The sequence below is a fragment of the Saccharopolyspora sp. NPDC045941 genome (assembly GCF_056431445.1).
This window is the reverse complement of the sequence record NZ_JBWKKU010000001.1, coordinates 233,014-246,092: the sequence shown is the minus strand read 5'-3', so window position 1 is coordinate 246,092 and position 13,079 is coordinate 233,014. Positions and strand designations below refer to the sequence as shown.

General features: G+C 69.9%; 13 protein-coding genes. 5 read left to right on the top strand and 8 right to left on the bottom strand.

Features of this window, described 5'->3' with window-relative positions; all coding sequences use genetic code 11:
- Positions 1 to 132: 132 nt before the first annotated feature.
- The 3 genes from AC07FN_RS01105 to AC07FN_RS01095 form a co-directional block, all read right to left on the bottom strand.
- The gene (locus AC07FN_RS01105; protein ID WP_452612053.1) at positions 133 to 1,632 is read right to left on the bottom strand and encodes a CoA-acylating methylmalonate-semialdehyde dehydrogenase; all 1,500 of its coding nucleotides are present in this window, start codon (positions 1,630 to 1,632) and stop codon (positions 133 to 135) included.
- A 382-nt stretch (positions 1,633 to 2,014) separates the two neighbouring features.
- Entirely contained in the window at positions 2,015 to 2,452 is a 438-nt protein-coding gene (locus AC07FN_RS01100; protein WP_478393772.1) for an NUDIX domain-containing protein, read from the bottom strand.
- Between the two features lie 61 nt (positions 2,453 to 2,513).
- The gene (locus tag AC07FN_RS01095) at positions 2,514 to 2,801 is read right to left on the bottom strand and encodes an ArsR/SmtB family transcription factor (protein ID WP_358576713.1); all 288 of its coding nucleotides are present in this window, start codon (positions 2,799 to 2,801) and stop codon (positions 2,514 to 2,516) included.
- Positions 2,802 to 2,867: 66 nt separating this feature from the next.
- Here AC07FN_RS01095 and AC07FN_RS01090 point away from each other — a divergent pair, with 66 nt between their 5' ends.
- Together AC07FN_RS01090 and AC07FN_RS01085 are read left to right on the top strand one after the other, a co-directional pair.
- Positions 2,868 to 3,305 carry a VOC family protein gene (locus tag AC07FN_RS01090; RefSeq protein ID WP_478393771.1) on the top strand — a complete coding sequence of 146 codons (438 nt, stop codon included), beginning with the start codon at positions 2,868 to 2,870 and terminating at the stop codon, positions 3,303 to 3,305.
- 248 nt (positions 3,306 to 3,553) lie between these two features.
- Entirely contained in the window at positions 3,554 to 4,558 is a 1,005-nt protein-coding gene (locus tag AC07FN_RS01085; RefSeq protein ID WP_452612055.1) for a methyltransferase, read from the top strand.
- On the opposite strand, the gene AC07FN_RS01080 is transcribed toward AC07FN_RS01085, so the two are convergent.
- Together AC07FN_RS01080 and AC07FN_RS01075 are read right to left on the bottom strand one after the other, a co-directional pair.
- Positions 4,525 to 5,190 (bottom strand): MOSC domain-containing protein, encoded by a 666-nt coding sequence (locus tag AC07FN_RS01080; RefSeq protein WP_478393770.1) that lies wholly within the window; start codon positions 5,188 to 5,190, stop codon positions 4,525 to 4,527. The genes AC07FN_RS01085 and AC07FN_RS01080 overlap by 34 nt on opposite strands.
- A gap of 259 nt (positions 5,191 to 5,449) precedes the next feature.
- Complete coding sequence (locus AC07FN_RS01075; RefSeq protein WP_478393769.1) at positions 5,450 to 6,508, bottom strand: NAD(P)H-dependent flavin oxidoreductase; 1,059 nt, start codon at positions 6,506 to 6,508, stop codon at positions 5,450 to 5,452.
- A 186-nt stretch (positions 6,509 to 6,694) separates the two neighbouring features.
- Between AC07FN_RS01075 and AC07FN_RS01070 the strand changes: the two genes are divergently transcribed.
- Entirely contained in the window at positions 6,695 to 7,324 is a 630-nt protein-coding gene (locus AC07FN_RS01070; protein ID WP_478393768.1) for a GNAT family N-acetyltransferase, read from the top strand.
- Between the two features lie 17 nt (positions 7,325 to 7,341).
- Here the strand turns inward: AC07FN_RS01070 and AC07FN_RS01065 are convergent, their stop codons facing one another.
- Positions 7,342 to 7,902 carry a Uma2 family endonuclease gene (locus tag AC07FN_RS01065; protein WP_452612058.1) on the bottom strand — a complete coding sequence of 187 codons (561 nt, stop codon included), beginning with the start codon at positions 7,900 to 7,902 and terminating at the stop codon, positions 7,342 to 7,344.
- A 259-nt stretch (positions 7,903 to 8,161) separates the two neighbouring features.
- Positions 8,162 to 9,475 (bottom strand): isocitrate lyase, encoded by a 1,314-nt coding sequence (gene aceA, locus AC07FN_RS01060; protein ID WP_452612059.1) that lies wholly within the window; start codon positions 9,473 to 9,475, stop codon positions 8,162 to 8,164.
- A 118-nt stretch (positions 9,476 to 9,593) separates the two neighbouring features.
- Between aceA and AC07FN_RS01055 the strand changes: the two genes are divergently transcribed.
- Both AC07FN_RS01055 and AC07FN_RS01050 read left to right on the top strand, forming a co-directional pair.
- Positions 9,594 to 11,060 carry a helix-turn-helix transcriptional regulator gene (locus AC07FN_RS01055; RefSeq protein WP_132489099.1) on the top strand — a complete coding sequence of 489 codons (1,467 nt, stop codon included), beginning with the start codon at positions 9,594 to 9,596 and terminating at the stop codon, positions 11,058 to 11,060.
- A gap of 93 nt (positions 11,061 to 11,153) precedes the next feature.
- Positions 11,154 to 12,221 carry an isocitrate/isopropylmalate dehydrogenase family protein gene (locus tag AC07FN_RS01050; protein WP_478393767.1) on the top strand — a complete coding sequence of 356 codons (1,068 nt, stop codon included), beginning with the start codon at positions 11,154 to 11,156 and terminating at the stop codon, positions 12,219 to 12,221.
- Between the two features lie 210 nt (positions 12,222 to 12,431).
- Here the strand turns inward: AC07FN_RS01050 and AC07FN_RS01045 are convergent, their stop codons facing one another.
- Positions 12,432 to 13,031, bottom strand: coding sequence for a TetR/AcrR family transcriptional regulator (locus AC07FN_RS01045; protein WP_478393766.1), 600 nt, complete (start codon positions 13,029 to 13,031; stop codon positions 12,432 to 12,434).
- Positions 13,032 to 13,079: the final 48 nt, after the last annotated feature.

The following is a 13,079-nucleotide window of genomic DNA, read 5'->3' as shown; positions in this document are numbered from 1 at the left end:
GGGGAAGGGAAAAATGTGTGTAACAAGAGGCAAAAAACACCCCCCCCCCCCCTCCCCTTGGGCTATTTCCTCTTCCTTTGGGGGGGTTTCTCTCCCCCCCCCCCCCCCCCCCCCCCCCCCCACCCGCCCGGTTCAGTGCATCGTCGGAATGGTGAAGCTGGCGCCTTCCTTGAGGCCGGAGGGCCAGCGCGAGGTGACCGTCTTGGTCTTGGTGTAGAACCGGATCGAGTCCGGCCCGTGCTGGTTGAGGTCGCCGAATCCGGACCGCTTCCAGCCGCCGAAGGTGTGGTAGGCGATCGGCACCGGGATCGGCACGTTGACGCCGACCATGCCGGTGTTGACGCGGGAGACGAACTCGCGCGCCGCGTCGCCGTCGCGGGTGAAGATCGCCACACCGTTGCCGTACTCGTTCTCGCTGGGCAGCCGGACCGCCTCGTCGTAGTCGGCGGCGCGGACCACCGACAGCACCGGACCGAAGATCTCCTCCTGGTAGATCCGCATGTCCGGGGTGACGTGGTCGAACAGCGAGGCGCCCAGGAAGAAGCCGTCCTCGTGCCCGGCGAGCGTGAAGTCCCGGCCGTCGACCAGCAGCTTCGCGCCTTCCTCGACGCCGACGCCGATCAGGTCGCGGACCCGCTGCCAGGCCTGCTTGGTCACCAGCGGGCCGAAGTCGGCGGCCTCGTCGAAGCTGGTGCCGATCGTCAGCCGGTGCACCCGCTCGACGAGCTTCTCGATCAACGCGTCGGCGGTGGCCTCGCCGACCGGCACGGCGACCGAGATCGCCATGCAGCGCTCCCCGGCGGAGCCGTAACCGGCGCCGATCAGGGCGTCGGCGGCCTGGTCGAGGTCGGCATCGGGCATCACGATCAGGTGGTTCTTGGCGCCGCCGAAGCACTGCGCGCGCTTCCCGTGGGCCGCGGCGGTCGAGTAGATGTACTCGGCGATCGCCGACGAGCCGACGAACCCGACGGCCTCGATGCGCGGCTCGGTCAGGATCGCGTCCACCGCGGTCTTGTCGCCGTTGACCACGTTGAAGATCCCCGGCGGCAGCCCGGCCTCGATGAACAGCTCGGCCAGCCGCAGCGGCACCGAGGGGTCGCGTTCGGAAGGCTTGAGGACGAAGGCGTTGCCGCAGGCGATGGCCGGCGCGGCCTTCCACAGCGGGATCATCGCGGGGAAGTTGAACGGCGTGATGCCGGCGACCACGCCCAGCGGTTGCCGCAGCGAATACACGTCGATGCCGGTGCCGACGCTCTCGCTGTACTCGCCCTTGAGCAGGTGCGGGATGCCGACGGCGAACTCGACGACCTCCAGGCCGCGCTGGATGTCGCCCTTGGCGTCGGGAACGGTCTTGCCGTGCTCGGAGGCGAGCAGCCGGGCCAGCGAGTCCATCTCGTCGTTGACCAGCTGGAGGAACCGCATCAGCACCCGCGCCCGCTTCTGCGGGTTCATCGCGGCCCACGCCGGCTGCGCCTCGGCGGCGTTGTCGACCGCCGCCGCGACCTCCTCCGCCGAGGCCAGCGGCACCCTGGCCTGCACCTGCCCGGTGTTGGGATCGAACACGTCACCGAAGGACCCGGACGTCCCCGCCACGCGCTTGCCGCCGATGAAGTGCTCCAGCTCGTTGGTCATGTCGCAACGCACCTTCCGCCGAACCGGTCGGTAATTACTAGGAAACCAAACCTTTGGTACTCCAATCTTTCCCAGAAACACGGCCAATGCAACAGGGTGCGCTGCGTCACAGACCCGATCGGGCAGCGGTGAAGACCTGACGAGCCGGAGGATGACGCGGACGACTTCCCACACCGGACCGCCGGCGGATGCCGACGAAGATCGAGCGCAGCCCGGTCGAGCCGGCTGCCGCTCACGCCCGGAACAGCCCGCGATGCTCGGTCGGCGAGCCCGGAGGGAAGCTTCGAGCCGCCCAGCACGACGCCGGGCCTACCGCATGGATCACCTGCCGGGCGATCCCCACAGGAAGCGAGGCGCCGTTGCCGTCGTCCACTCAGGACGATCAGGATTTGAAGTGCCTCTCCAGGATGCCTTCGAGGTCGGCGCTGAGCGGGATCTCGTCAGCCTCCGAGACCCAGGCGTACGCGTCGTGCTCGGTCAGCCGCACGCCTTCGGCCGTGGCGACGGTGACCGACCAGGTGTGCTGGCGGTTGTACGTGCCGCTGCGCGTGATGTAGTCGAACGCGCCCAGGTAACCAGTGATCTCGGCGATGCTGAGGCCCGTCTCCTCCTCCACCTCGCGGTGCAGCGCCGTGTTCAGATCTTCGCCGGGATCGACCTTGCCACCGGGGAATTCCCATTCGCCGCCGCGGGAATCCGTCTCCCGGCGGCGCACCAGCAGGACCTGCCCACCGGCATCGATGACGGCCGCGACGATCTGCTGCTGCACTCCGTCGGCGGCGTCTCGGCGGGCCAGATCGGCCACTTCGGCCAGGTGCATGCGGACCGTCCTCCTGGGCTTTTCGCCACCGTACCGGGCCGCCCCGACGTACCGCACGTTCCTACGCAGCCGAAACCAGCAGGGCGGACATCTGCCGGACCACTTCCAGCGCCGCCGGGTCGAGCGAGTAGCAGATCTGGGTGCCGTCCCGACGGGTTCGCACCAGCCCGGCCTCGCGCAACGTGCGCAGGTGACCGGAGATCGTCGGCTGGCTCACCCCGAAGTACTCGGTGAAGTCGCAGGCGCAGATCTCGCCCTCGCGGCGCAGCCGGTCGAGCACGCCGAGCCGGATTGGGTGCCCCATCGCTCGGAACAGGCCGGCGGTGTGCGCCAGATCATCATCGCCCACCCGGCCATTGTATCGCCATTCTCCTATATAAAGAGAATCGGCATTTACCTATATAGGAGGATGGCGATGACGTCCGGTGTGAACGAACTGGTCCTGGAGGTGGCGGACCTCGGCGCCGCCGAGCGCTTCTACACCGAAGTGCTCGGATTCCCGGTCATCGAACGCTGGGAAGGCGGGCACTGGCGCAACCGCGAAGCGGTGTGGGTACTGGCCGGCGGCACCAGGATCGGCCTGTGGAAGCCGGCTCTGGGCATAGCCCGCGCCCGGGGCGGCGTGCACGTCCACTACGCCCTGTCCGTGAGCGACGACGAGTACGACGCGGTCGTCGAGCGGGTTCGCGCGCGCGGCGCGCAGGTCGACGAGGTGGAGTTCGGCCCGGGCAATGCACGCTCGGCGTACGTGGCCGACCCGGACCACAACGTCGTCGAGTTCTGGACCTGGGATGTGAAGGAGGGCAGCCCCGGGGCGCCGAGCGCGATCAGCGAGGGCGTCTTCGGGGTCTAGCGGATCCGCGAGTCCTTCGGGTTGCCGCCGCAGCCCGAAGGACTCGCGGCCCGCTCGGCGGCCGAATAGCGCGCCGCACAACGGCTTTCGCTTCAGGAACAACGACTTCGCGGCGGAGGAGCTCCTGCGTCATCGGAGATCGGCGAGCTGTCCACAAAGAACAACCGGCCCCGGTCGAAAGCGCGTTCAGCCCTCGGCGGGCCGCTCGCGGCGCGCTGAGCAGGCCGGACGGGCTTACCCTGCAACGCATGCCCCCCGAGTCGCCGGACGTCTGGGCTATGGCCGACCTGGCCACGCCGTTCGCAGTCCGCACGGCGGCCACCCTCCGGGTGCCCGACGCGGTCAAGGACGGCCCGCTCCCCCTCGCCGAGATCGCGCACCGCTGCCGGGCCGAGGCCGATCCGCTCGGGCGCGTCCTGCGATTCCTGGTGCACCGCGGCGTGTTCACCGAACCCGAGCCCGACGTCTTCGGCCCCAACGACGCCTCGGAGGCGCTGCGCAGCGACCTGGCCGACGGCCCCCAGCCCTGGCTGGACCTCGACGGCGCCGTCGGCCGCGCCGACCTCGCGTTCGTCGAGCTCATCGAGCAAGTCCGCGGCCGCCACCCCGCCTATCCGGCCGCGTTCGGCCGGTCCTTCTGGGAAGACCTGTCGCACAACCCGCAACTGTCGGACTCGTTCGACGCTCTCATGGAGACCAAGACCTACGGGATCGCCCCCCTGATCGCCGTCGCGCACGACTGGAGCGCCTACGGCCGGATCGCCGACGTCGGCGGCGGCAAGGGCGTGCTGCTCGCCGAGATCCTCCGGGCCAACCCGAAGGCGCGCGGCATCCTGGTCGACCTGACGGGCCCGGCCCGCAGCGCCGCCGACTACCTGCGCGAACAGGGCGTCGGCGACCGGTCGGAGGTGGTCACCGCGAGCTTCTTCGACCCGCTGCCCATCCAGGCCGACGCCGTGGTGGTCTGCGACGTCCTCGGTGACTGGGACGACGAGGACGCCACCCGGATCCTGGAGCACTGCAAGCAGGCGATCGCCCCGGGCGGGCGATTGCTGATCATCGAACTGCTGCCGGACCGGGAGCGGATGGCGCTGTTCACCGAGATGGACCTGCGGATGATGATCTACGTCGGCGGCCGGATGCGCGATCTCGACCGGACCCAGCAGGTCGCGGAGGCCGCCGGGCTCGCCGTCGAGGACTTCACGCCGCTGGACAACGGCTACGCCATCGTCGAATGCCGCCCCGAGCGGTAGCGCTGCACCCTCGCGGCGATCGACTCCCGCCACTTCTCCGGCAGATCGGCGAGACCACCCGCGACATGTTCGGCCAGGTCCCCGCGGTCCTGCATCTTCAGGACGAACACCTCGGACACCTGCACCCCGTGCTCCGGCCGGGAGAGCACCTCGACGGCATCGCCTGCCGTGATCTCGCCCGGCTCCTCCACCGCCAGGTACGCGCCGGTCCGGCCGTGCTCGCTGAACCGCTTGACCAGGCCCTTGACGTCCCAGAACCCGGCGAACACCCGGCACGGCGTGCGCGGCCCCGTCACCCGCAGCACGGCCCCACCGATCCGCCACCGCTCACCGATCACCGCGGAACTGCTGTCGCACCCCACCAGCGTGAGGTTCTCGCCGGCGTTGCCGGGGACCAGCTCGCGCCCCAGCTCCCGCGACCAGTACCGGAGCTCCTCGCTGTCGAACGCGTAGGCCGCCTGGTACCAGGCCCCGTGGTACTTCACGTCGCACACCGTGTCGCCGTGCACGCCGGCCTGCTCGAACCGCACCGGTCCACCGGCCGGGCGCTTGTCGATACCGCTGCGCCCGACGCGCCCGGTCCAGTCCCCGGTCTGCACCACCGCGAGGTTCACCGACTGCACAATCCCCATGGCCTCAACCTACGCGGACGGCTACCGGGGCAACCGAGCGAGGATCCGCTGGAACCGGCCCTGCCAGGCGGGCGCCACCCCGGGCACGGCGCCCGGAGCCGACAGCCCGCCCGGCGAGCGGCGCGGCGACTCCTCCGCTCACGTCGCCGAGCCGCTTGCGCGCGGCTTCCTTGGGCCCTCCCCCTCCCCACCCCACCCTCCCCGTTGCTGCCGCGCGGCGGTGTTCGGTTGATCGCGCCCGGTTGCCGGGCGGGCGCGATCAACGCCGTGGTTGCAGCCGGGCACCGGCCTGCTGCAGTGCCTGGCGGGCCTCCTCGGTCAGGCGGCGCACCAGTTCCGCTGCGGGCAGCGGGCGCGTTTGCGCGTAGGTTTGGCCCGCCCACAACGACATCAGCTCCGCGTCGCCGGCCTTGCCCGCAGCACCTCGCATCGGCTTCGTCAGGTTGTTCAGCTGCGGGTACGCCGCCGGGGCGTCACCGTTGTCGGCCAGGAACCGGTTCACCAGCCCCCGCGCCGGGCGGCCGCTGAACGCGCGCGTCAGCGCGGTTTCCCGTTGTCCCGTCGCGATTTCGGCGCGCTGCGTCGGCTGCGTGCCCGCCTCGTCGCACACCAGGAACGCAGTGCCCAGCTGCGCCGCCACCGCTCCCGCGGCCAGCACCGCCGCGACATCCGCGCCGTGCACCAGGCCACCCGCCGCGATGATCGGCAGGTCGACCTCGGCCTGGATCAGCCGGATCGCCGCCAGCAGACCGAACAGCTGCCCGCCGCCCGGTAGCGCCGGATCGTCGTCGAACACCGCGCGATGTCCGCCGGCCTCCATGCCCTGCACGCACAGCAGGTCCACTCCCACGTCCGCGGCAGCGCGCGCCTCTTGCGGCGTCGTGACCGTGACCACGACCTCGGAACCCGCCTCGTGCAGACGTTCCACAATGGACCGTTCGGGCAGTCCGAAGGTGAACGACACGGCAGGGACGCGCTCGGCGATCACCACCTCCACCTTGGCCGGGTAGTTGTCGTCGTCCCAGCTCGGCGAGCCCGCCTCGGCCCCGTGCCGCGCGGCTGCCGCCGCCACCCGCGCCGGGTAGTCGGCGAGATCGAGATCCCGACGCTCGCCCGGGACGAAGAGGTTCACCCCGAACGGCTCCGACGTGAGCGCGCGCAACGCCGCGATCTGAGCGGTCAGCGCATCCGCCGACAGGTACCCCGCAGCCAGGAAACCGAGGCCGCCCTCGGCGCTCACGGCCGCGGCCAGTTCCGGCGTGGAGACGCCACCCGCCATCGGCGCGGCGATCAGGGGAATTCGTCGCTCTGCGATCATGTTTCGACGGTAATCCCGCCCTCACCACGAGCGCATCAGAGCATCGCGCACACCACAGCGCCGACCGCGCCGGACCGCCGTCCGAGGCCGCGGGATCAACCTTGCGTGATCCGGCACTCTTTCAACGGCATTTCTCCTTTCCTTTGGGCATAACGGAGTTGAGGAGCTGATCGGAAAGGCACCCCCATGCGAACCACCACGCGCGACGGCCTCGCGCTCCGCGCCGCCAGCAGTGCAGACACCCCGGCGCTGGCCGGATTGCTCAGCGCGTCATACCGCGACGAGCCCCGGATGGCAGCGCTGCTGCCGCTCGAAGCGCAGCGAGAAACGAAGCTCCGCGCACTGTTCTCCCTTCTTCTGACCCAAGATCACCTTGATCACGGCACCGAGATCGCCGAGCTGGACGGGCATCCGCACGCCGTCGCGGTGTGGGACCGGCCGGGCAGCCAAGCCGCGCCGCTCGGCCGACGCCTCATGCACCTCCCGGCGCTGCTGTCGGTGTTCCGCTGGCGGCTTCCCGAGACCGCCAGGGCGATCCAGACGTTCAACGCCACCGACAGCCACCGGCCCGACGAACCGCACTGGCACCTGGCCGCCATCGGCACCACACCGGACGTCCGCGGTCGCGGCCTCGGCAGCGCCCTGCTGAAATCCGGACTGGCGCGTGCCGACGCCCACGACACCCCGGTCTACCTGGAAGCCACGGCGCACGCCGCCGTGGACCGCTTCGAGCGGTTCGGGTTCCGCGTGATCCACGAATACCCGGTCGCCAGCGGCCTCACCGTTTACGGCATGTGGCGCCCGGTGGACAGCTGACCTGCGAAGACCGCCTGTCAGGGCCGCAACCCGGCGACCAGGTCGACCGGGGCGAACCGGACCGGGAATGGTCGTTCCGGCTCGAACAGCTCGTCGCCGACCACCCGCGCCACCCGCTGGTAGTCGCTGCCGCCGACCAGCTCCCAGGCAGTCACGGACGGCACCTCGAGATCCGGATCGACCAGCCAGAAGTGCTGGGTGCCCAGCCTGGCGTGGGCCGCCTTGCGCAGGCTGATGTCGTTCAACCGGCTGCTCGGCGATGCGACCTCCACCGCCAGCACCGGTGCGGCCCGCAGGTTCCGCATCGTCAGGTCGGCGTAGCGCGCGACCAGGACGTCCGGCCGCAACTCGGTCCACAGGTCCTGGCGCACCGCGAACGGCGCGGACAGCACCCGGTATTCGGGCGGACTAGCCCGGTGCAGCTGGACGAACAGCGCCCCGAGCGCCGCCTGGTGCGGCCAGCCCGGCGCCGGGCCCACCAGCAGCTCGCCGTCGACGAGCTCGTACCGGCGACCGTCCTCCGGGAAAGCCTCCAGGTCCTGGACCGTGAACCGCCGCCCGCCAAGATCGATAGACATCACGTGCTCCCTCCGCTCGTGCGCCCCGAGGTTTCGGGGTCTCGCATATAAAGAGGAGCGAAGGGTCCGAACAGATACAGCCGGCGCCGATGATCACTGGATCGGGCAAGAAAAAAGCGGGCGGGAACCCGACGCCTGGGTTCCCGCCCACTCGCACCATCGCGATTTTCCGACACCCCGCCACAGGGCCGCTGGTGCGTCTAGGGCGTGGTCGGCGCGCTGCCCGCGCGCCGACCACGGATTCAATTGGTCAGCCGGATCAGTGGAACTGGGCGGTCTCGGTCGAACCGGCCAGCGCGGTGGTCGAGGAGTCCGGGCTCACCGCGGTGCTGATCAGGTCGAAGTAGCCGGTGCCCGCCTCGCGCTGGTGACGGGTCGCGGTGTAGCCGCGGGACTCCGAGGCGAACTCGCGCTCCTGCAGGTCCACATAGGACGTCATGCCGTCCGCCGCGTAGCCCTTGGCCAGGTCGAACATGCTGTAGTTCAGCGCGTGGAAGCCGGCCAGCGTGATGAACTGGAACTTGTAGCCCATGTGGCCGAGTTCGCGCTGGAACTTGGCGATGGTGCTGTCGTCCAGGTTCTTCCGCCAGTTGAACGACGGCGAGCAGTTGTAGGCCAGCATCTGCTCCGGGTACTTGTCCTTGACGGCCTCGGCGAACCGGCGGGCGACCTCCAGGTCCGGGGTGGAGGTCTCCATCCAGATCAGGTCCGAGTGCGGCGCGTAGGCCAGGGCGCGGGTGATGCACGGCTCGATGCCGTTGCGCACCTTGTAGAAGCCCTCCGGGGTGCGCTCCCCGGTGACGTACTGCTGGTCGCGCTCGTCGATGTCGCTGGTCAGCAGCGTCGCGGCCTGCGCGTCGGTGCGGGCGATGACCAGGCTGGGGACGCCGGCGACGTCGGCCGCCAGGCGCGCGGCGTTGAGGGTCTTGACGTGCTGGCCGGTGGGGATGAGCACCTTGCCACCGAGGTGGCCGCACTTCTTCTCGGAGGCCAGCTGGTCCTCCCAGTGCACGCCCGCGGCGCCGGCCGCGATCATGCCCTTCATCAGCTCGTAGGCGTTGAGCACGCCACCGAAACCGGCCTCGGCGTCGGCGACGATCGGCGCCAGCCAGTGGATGTCCTCGCTCTCACCGCCGGCGCCCTCCGGGTCCAGGGCCTCGGACCAGTTGATCTGGTCGGCGCGCTTGAGGGCGTTGTTGATCCGCCGCACGACCGACGGGACGGAATTGGCCGGGTAGAGGCTCTGGTCCGGGTAGGTCTCGCCGGCCAGGTTGGCGTCCGCGGCGACCTGCCAGCCGGACAGGTAGATGGCCTGCAGACCGGCGCGGACCTGCTGGACCGCCTGGTTGCCGGTCAGCGCGCCGAGCGAGTTGACGTAGTCGGTCTCGTTCAGCAGCTTCCACAGCCGCTCGCTGCCCTGCCGGGCGAGGGTGTGCTCCTCTCGCACGGAACCGCGGAGGCGGATGACCGTTTCGGCCGAGTGCGTGCGCTCGATGCCCTTCCAACGCGGGTTGGTGTCCCAGTCGCGCTGGAGTTCTTCGGTTGCCTGCTTCGCCTGCTCGCGGATGCTCATGATGTTCCCCTTCCGGGATTGCCCTGCGGCTTGTTGATCCCAGTCTTGGCCCTGATCCAGCGAAACACGACCAGAATATCGAGGTAATTTTTGAATTTTTTCTGCTAGCATCAACGCCATGACGGAGTTCGCCACTGAAGAAGACCGTAATTTTTCAACAGAACACGACCTTCTGGTCTTCGGTCAGCGGCTGCGGCACTTGCGGCGCGCGGCCGGGCTCACCCTCGTCGAGCTGGGCGAGCGGGTCGGGCGCGCGCCGTCGCAGCTGTCGCTGCTGGAGAACGGCCACCGCGAGCCGAAGCTGTCGCTGCTGCGCTCGCTGGCCGATGCGCTGGGCACCTCCGTCGACGAGCTGCTGTCGAAGAAGCCGCCGAACCGGCGCGCCGAGCTGGAGATCGCCGTGGAGAAGGCCCAGCTCGACCCGCTCTACCAGCGGCTCGGCGTGCCGCCGCTGAAGGTCGGCAAGCGCGTCCCCACCGAAGCGCTGGAACACGTCCTCGCGCTCTACGAAGAGCTCAAGCGCCGCGAAACGAAGCAGGTCGCCACGCCCGAAGAAGCCCGCAAGGCCAACGCCGAGCTGCGCGGCATGATGCGCGAGCACGGCAACTACTTCCCCGAGATCGAGAAGACCGCCGCCGGCATCCTCGACAAGGTCGGCTACCACGGCGGCCCGCTGTCGGAGGGGCTGATCCAGTCGATCGCCACGCACCTCGGCTACGGGCTGCGGTTCGTCACCGACCTGCCCCGCTCGGTGCGCTCGGTGACCGACCTGAAGAACCGGCGGATCTTCCTGCGCCGCGAATCGCTGGGCATGCACAGCCCGCGGACGATCCTGCTGCAGACTCTGGGCCACCTCAGCCTCGGTCACCGGCAGCCCCGCGACTTCGCCGACTTCCTGCGGCAGCGCGTGGAGGCGAACTACTTCGCCGCCGCGGTCCTGGTCCCGGAGCAGACGGCGGTGCCGTTCCTGCAGGACGCGAAGGCCGAGCGCGACCTCGCCGTGGAAGACCTGCGCGACGTGTTCTCGGTGTCCTACGAGATGGCCGCGCACCGGTTCACCAACCTCGCCACCCAGTACCTCGACCTCGTCTGCCACTTCGTGCGCAACGACGAGACCGGCATCATCTACAAGGCGTACGAGAACGACGGGCTGGTCTTCCCCAGCGACCCGACCGGCGCCATCGAGGGACAGCGGATGTGCCGGTACTGGGCGGGCCGGCAGGTGTTCGCCTCCTCGGACCGCTACTCGACCTACTACCAGTACACCGACAAGCCCGGTGCCACGCACTGGTGCGTCGCGCACGTCGACCCCAGCCGCGGGCGGGACTTCGCGATCACCCTCGGCGTCCCCTACACGGAGTCGCGGTGGTTCCGGGGCCGGGACACCAACAACCACTCCAAGTCGAAGTGCCCGAACGGCGAATGCTGCCAGCGCCCGCCGTCGGATCTCGCGAGCCGGTGGGAAGGCATGGTGTGGCCGTCGGCGCGGGCGCACTCGCACGTGCTCGCCGCGCTGCCGTCGGACACCTTCCCCGGCGTGGACGAGGCCGACGTGTACGCGTTCGTGGAGGCGCACCAGGGCTGATCGCCAGTCCGATGAGGACAGTCTTCTCCGCGTTGCCGCGCGGCGAGAACGGCTCGACCGCGCGGCACCGGGCACACGATCCGAAGGAGGAGCATGGGCTCCCGGCCACAGTTCTCGATCGCCCTGATCCCCGGTGACGGCATCGGCCCCGAACTCGTCGAAAGCGCCGTCGAGGTGCTCCGGGCCGCCTCCGCCGACCTGCACTTCACCACCGAAGACGGCGGCGCGGGAACCTTCCGCCGCACCGGAACGGCCTTGAGCCCGGAGGTGCTGCACCGGATCCGCAACACCTACGACGTTGTCCTCAAGGGCCCGGTCGGGCTACCCGATGTCCGCCACCCTGACGGCACCGAGGCCGGAATCCTCGGCGGGATCCTGCGCGGCGGGCTCGACACCTACGCCAACGTCCGCCCGATCACCCTGCTCCCCGGCGCTGCGACCCCGCTGCGCAGCGCCGAATCGGGCATCGACTACGTCATCGTGCGCGAGAACACCGAGGGGCTCTACCTCTCACGCGGGCGTGGCGTCGGCAACGACCGCGCCGTCGCAGACCAGCTGCTCATGACCCGGGAAGGCACCGAACGCGTCGTCCGCTTCGCGTTCGAGCTCGCGCGCCGGAGAAATGGCGCGCCCGCCGACCGCGTCCGCCGCGTGACCTGCGTGGACAAGAGCAACGTGCTGCGCAGCTTCGCCTTCTTCCGGGCGATCTTCGACGAGATCGCCGACGACTACCCCGACATCGAGCGGGACTACCGCTACGCCGACGCCGCCGGGCACGACCTCGTCGCCGATCCCGGGCACTTCGACGTGCTCGTCATGGAGAACTTCCTCGGCGACATCCTCAGCGACGTCGGTGCGGCGACCGTCGGCGGGCTCGGCATGTGCCCGTCCGGCAACATCGGCGACCACGCCGCCTACTTCGAACCCATCCACGGCAGCGCCCCCGCGATCGCCGGGCAGGACAAGGCGAATCCGACCTCGCAGATCCTCGCGGCCGCTCTCATGCTGGAACACCTCGGCGACCGGTCGACCGCGGCGCGCATCAAGGATGCCGTGGCCCGGGCATACCGCCAGGGCTGCATCCGGCTGCTCCCCGGCGGCTGCCCCGAGAGCGGAACCGAAGCCGCCACCCGGGCCGTCATCGACGCCCTCGACGGCTGAGCCACTCGCGGCTGCTGAGCGACGAGATCGCCGCTGAAGCCGTCGTCATCTGCACCGACCGGGAACCCGACGAGATCGAGGAGCCCGGTGACGAACCCGCTATCCCCGAAGGCAGCCGCGTCCTTTCCCCCGCGCGGGGCTGAAGACCGCGCGCCGCCGGCCGGAACTGATCCGCGATCGAGCACTGCGAAGATCCAATGTGGACGACCATCAACCGCCGAGCATGCCGCGCAGGTATGCCTGCACCACCTGCGAAAGCTCCTCGACGCTGGCAGTACTGCCGGGCTCCGGGGCATCCAGCGACCGGCTGCCGATGACACGGTCGAACACCAGCCCCTCGCACAGACTGAGCAGACCGGCGGCGGCGAACTCCGGATCGGATGCCCCCAAGACGATCAGCAGCTCGACGGCCAGCGGACGGGAGAACGCCGCCCGCGCGAGCGGCTCGTGCAGCTCCGCAGCCGCAGCCACCTCCGCCACGAGCGCATACCGGGCGATCGTGTCGCTTCGGCGGGGCCCGAGCATCCGGTCCAGCTGGACCGCGATCCGGTCGGCCGCGCCGCGAACATCCGGCGGCCGATCTGAGCGCTGGCCCGCGATCGCGTCGAAATCCGCCCTCGCCCGCACTGCCAGCCGCGCCACCGCAGCCTCCAGCAGCGCCCGCCTCGTCCGCATGTAGTACGACGTCGATCCTCGCGGCAGCTCCAACCGGGCATCGACGGCGAGGTGCGTCAACGCGCGAACTCCCTGCTCCGCGACGATCTCGATCGCCGCATCCGCGATGCGCGTTCGGCGGTCCTGCTCACACATCGCCCACCCTCCCCGACATCACCCGTACTCTACATCCATAGAGCCTCT

Coding starts and splice junctions, on each gene's coding strand:
- AC07FN_RS01050 (WP_478393767.1), top strand. CDS start 11,154: ATGGGCTCCCGGCCACAGTTCTCGATCGCCCTGATCCCCGGTGACGGC.
- AC07FN_RS01105 (WP_452612053.1), bottom strand. CDS start 1,632: ATGACCAACGAGCTGGAGCACTTCATCGGCGGCAAGCGCGTGGCGGGG.
- AC07FN_RS01075 (WP_478393769.1), bottom strand. CDS start 6,508: ATGATCGCAGAGCGACGAATTCCCCTGATCGCCGCGCCGATGGCGGGT.
- AC07FN_RS01070 (WP_478393768.1), top strand. CDS start 6,695: ATGCGAACCACCACGCGCGACGGCCTCGCGCTCCGCGCCGCCAGCAGT.
- AC07FN_RS01065 (WP_452612058.1), bottom strand. CDS start 7,902: ATGTCTATCGATCTTGGCGGGCGGCGGTTCACGGTCCAGGACCTGGAG.
- AC07FN_RS01045 (WP_478393766.1), bottom strand. CDS start 13,031: ATGTGTGAGCAGGACCGCCGAACGCGCATCGCGGATGCGGCGATCGAG.
- AC07FN_RS01090 (WP_478393771.1), top strand. CDS start 2,868: ATGACGTCCGGTGTGAACGAACTGGTCCTGGAGGTGGCGGACCTCGGC.
- AC07FN_RS01085 (WP_452612055.1), top strand. CDS start 3,554: ATGCCCCCCGAGTCGCCGGACGTCTGGGCTATGGCCGACCTGGCCACG.
- AC07FN_RS01055 (WP_132489099.1), top strand. CDS start 9,594: ATGACGGAGTTCGCCACTGAAGAAGACCGTAATTTTTCAACAGAACAC.
- aceA (WP_452612059.1), bottom strand. CDS start 9,475: ATGAGCATCCGCGAGCAGGCGAAGCAGGCAACCGAAGAACTCCAGCGC.
- AC07FN_RS01100 (WP_478393772.1), bottom strand. CDS start 2,452: ATGCACCTGGCCGAAGTGGCCGATCTGGCCCGCCGAGACGCCGCCGAC.
- AC07FN_RS01080 (WP_478393770.1), bottom strand. CDS start 5,190: ATGGGGATTGTGCAGTCGGTGAACCTCGCGGTGGTGCAGACCGGGGAC.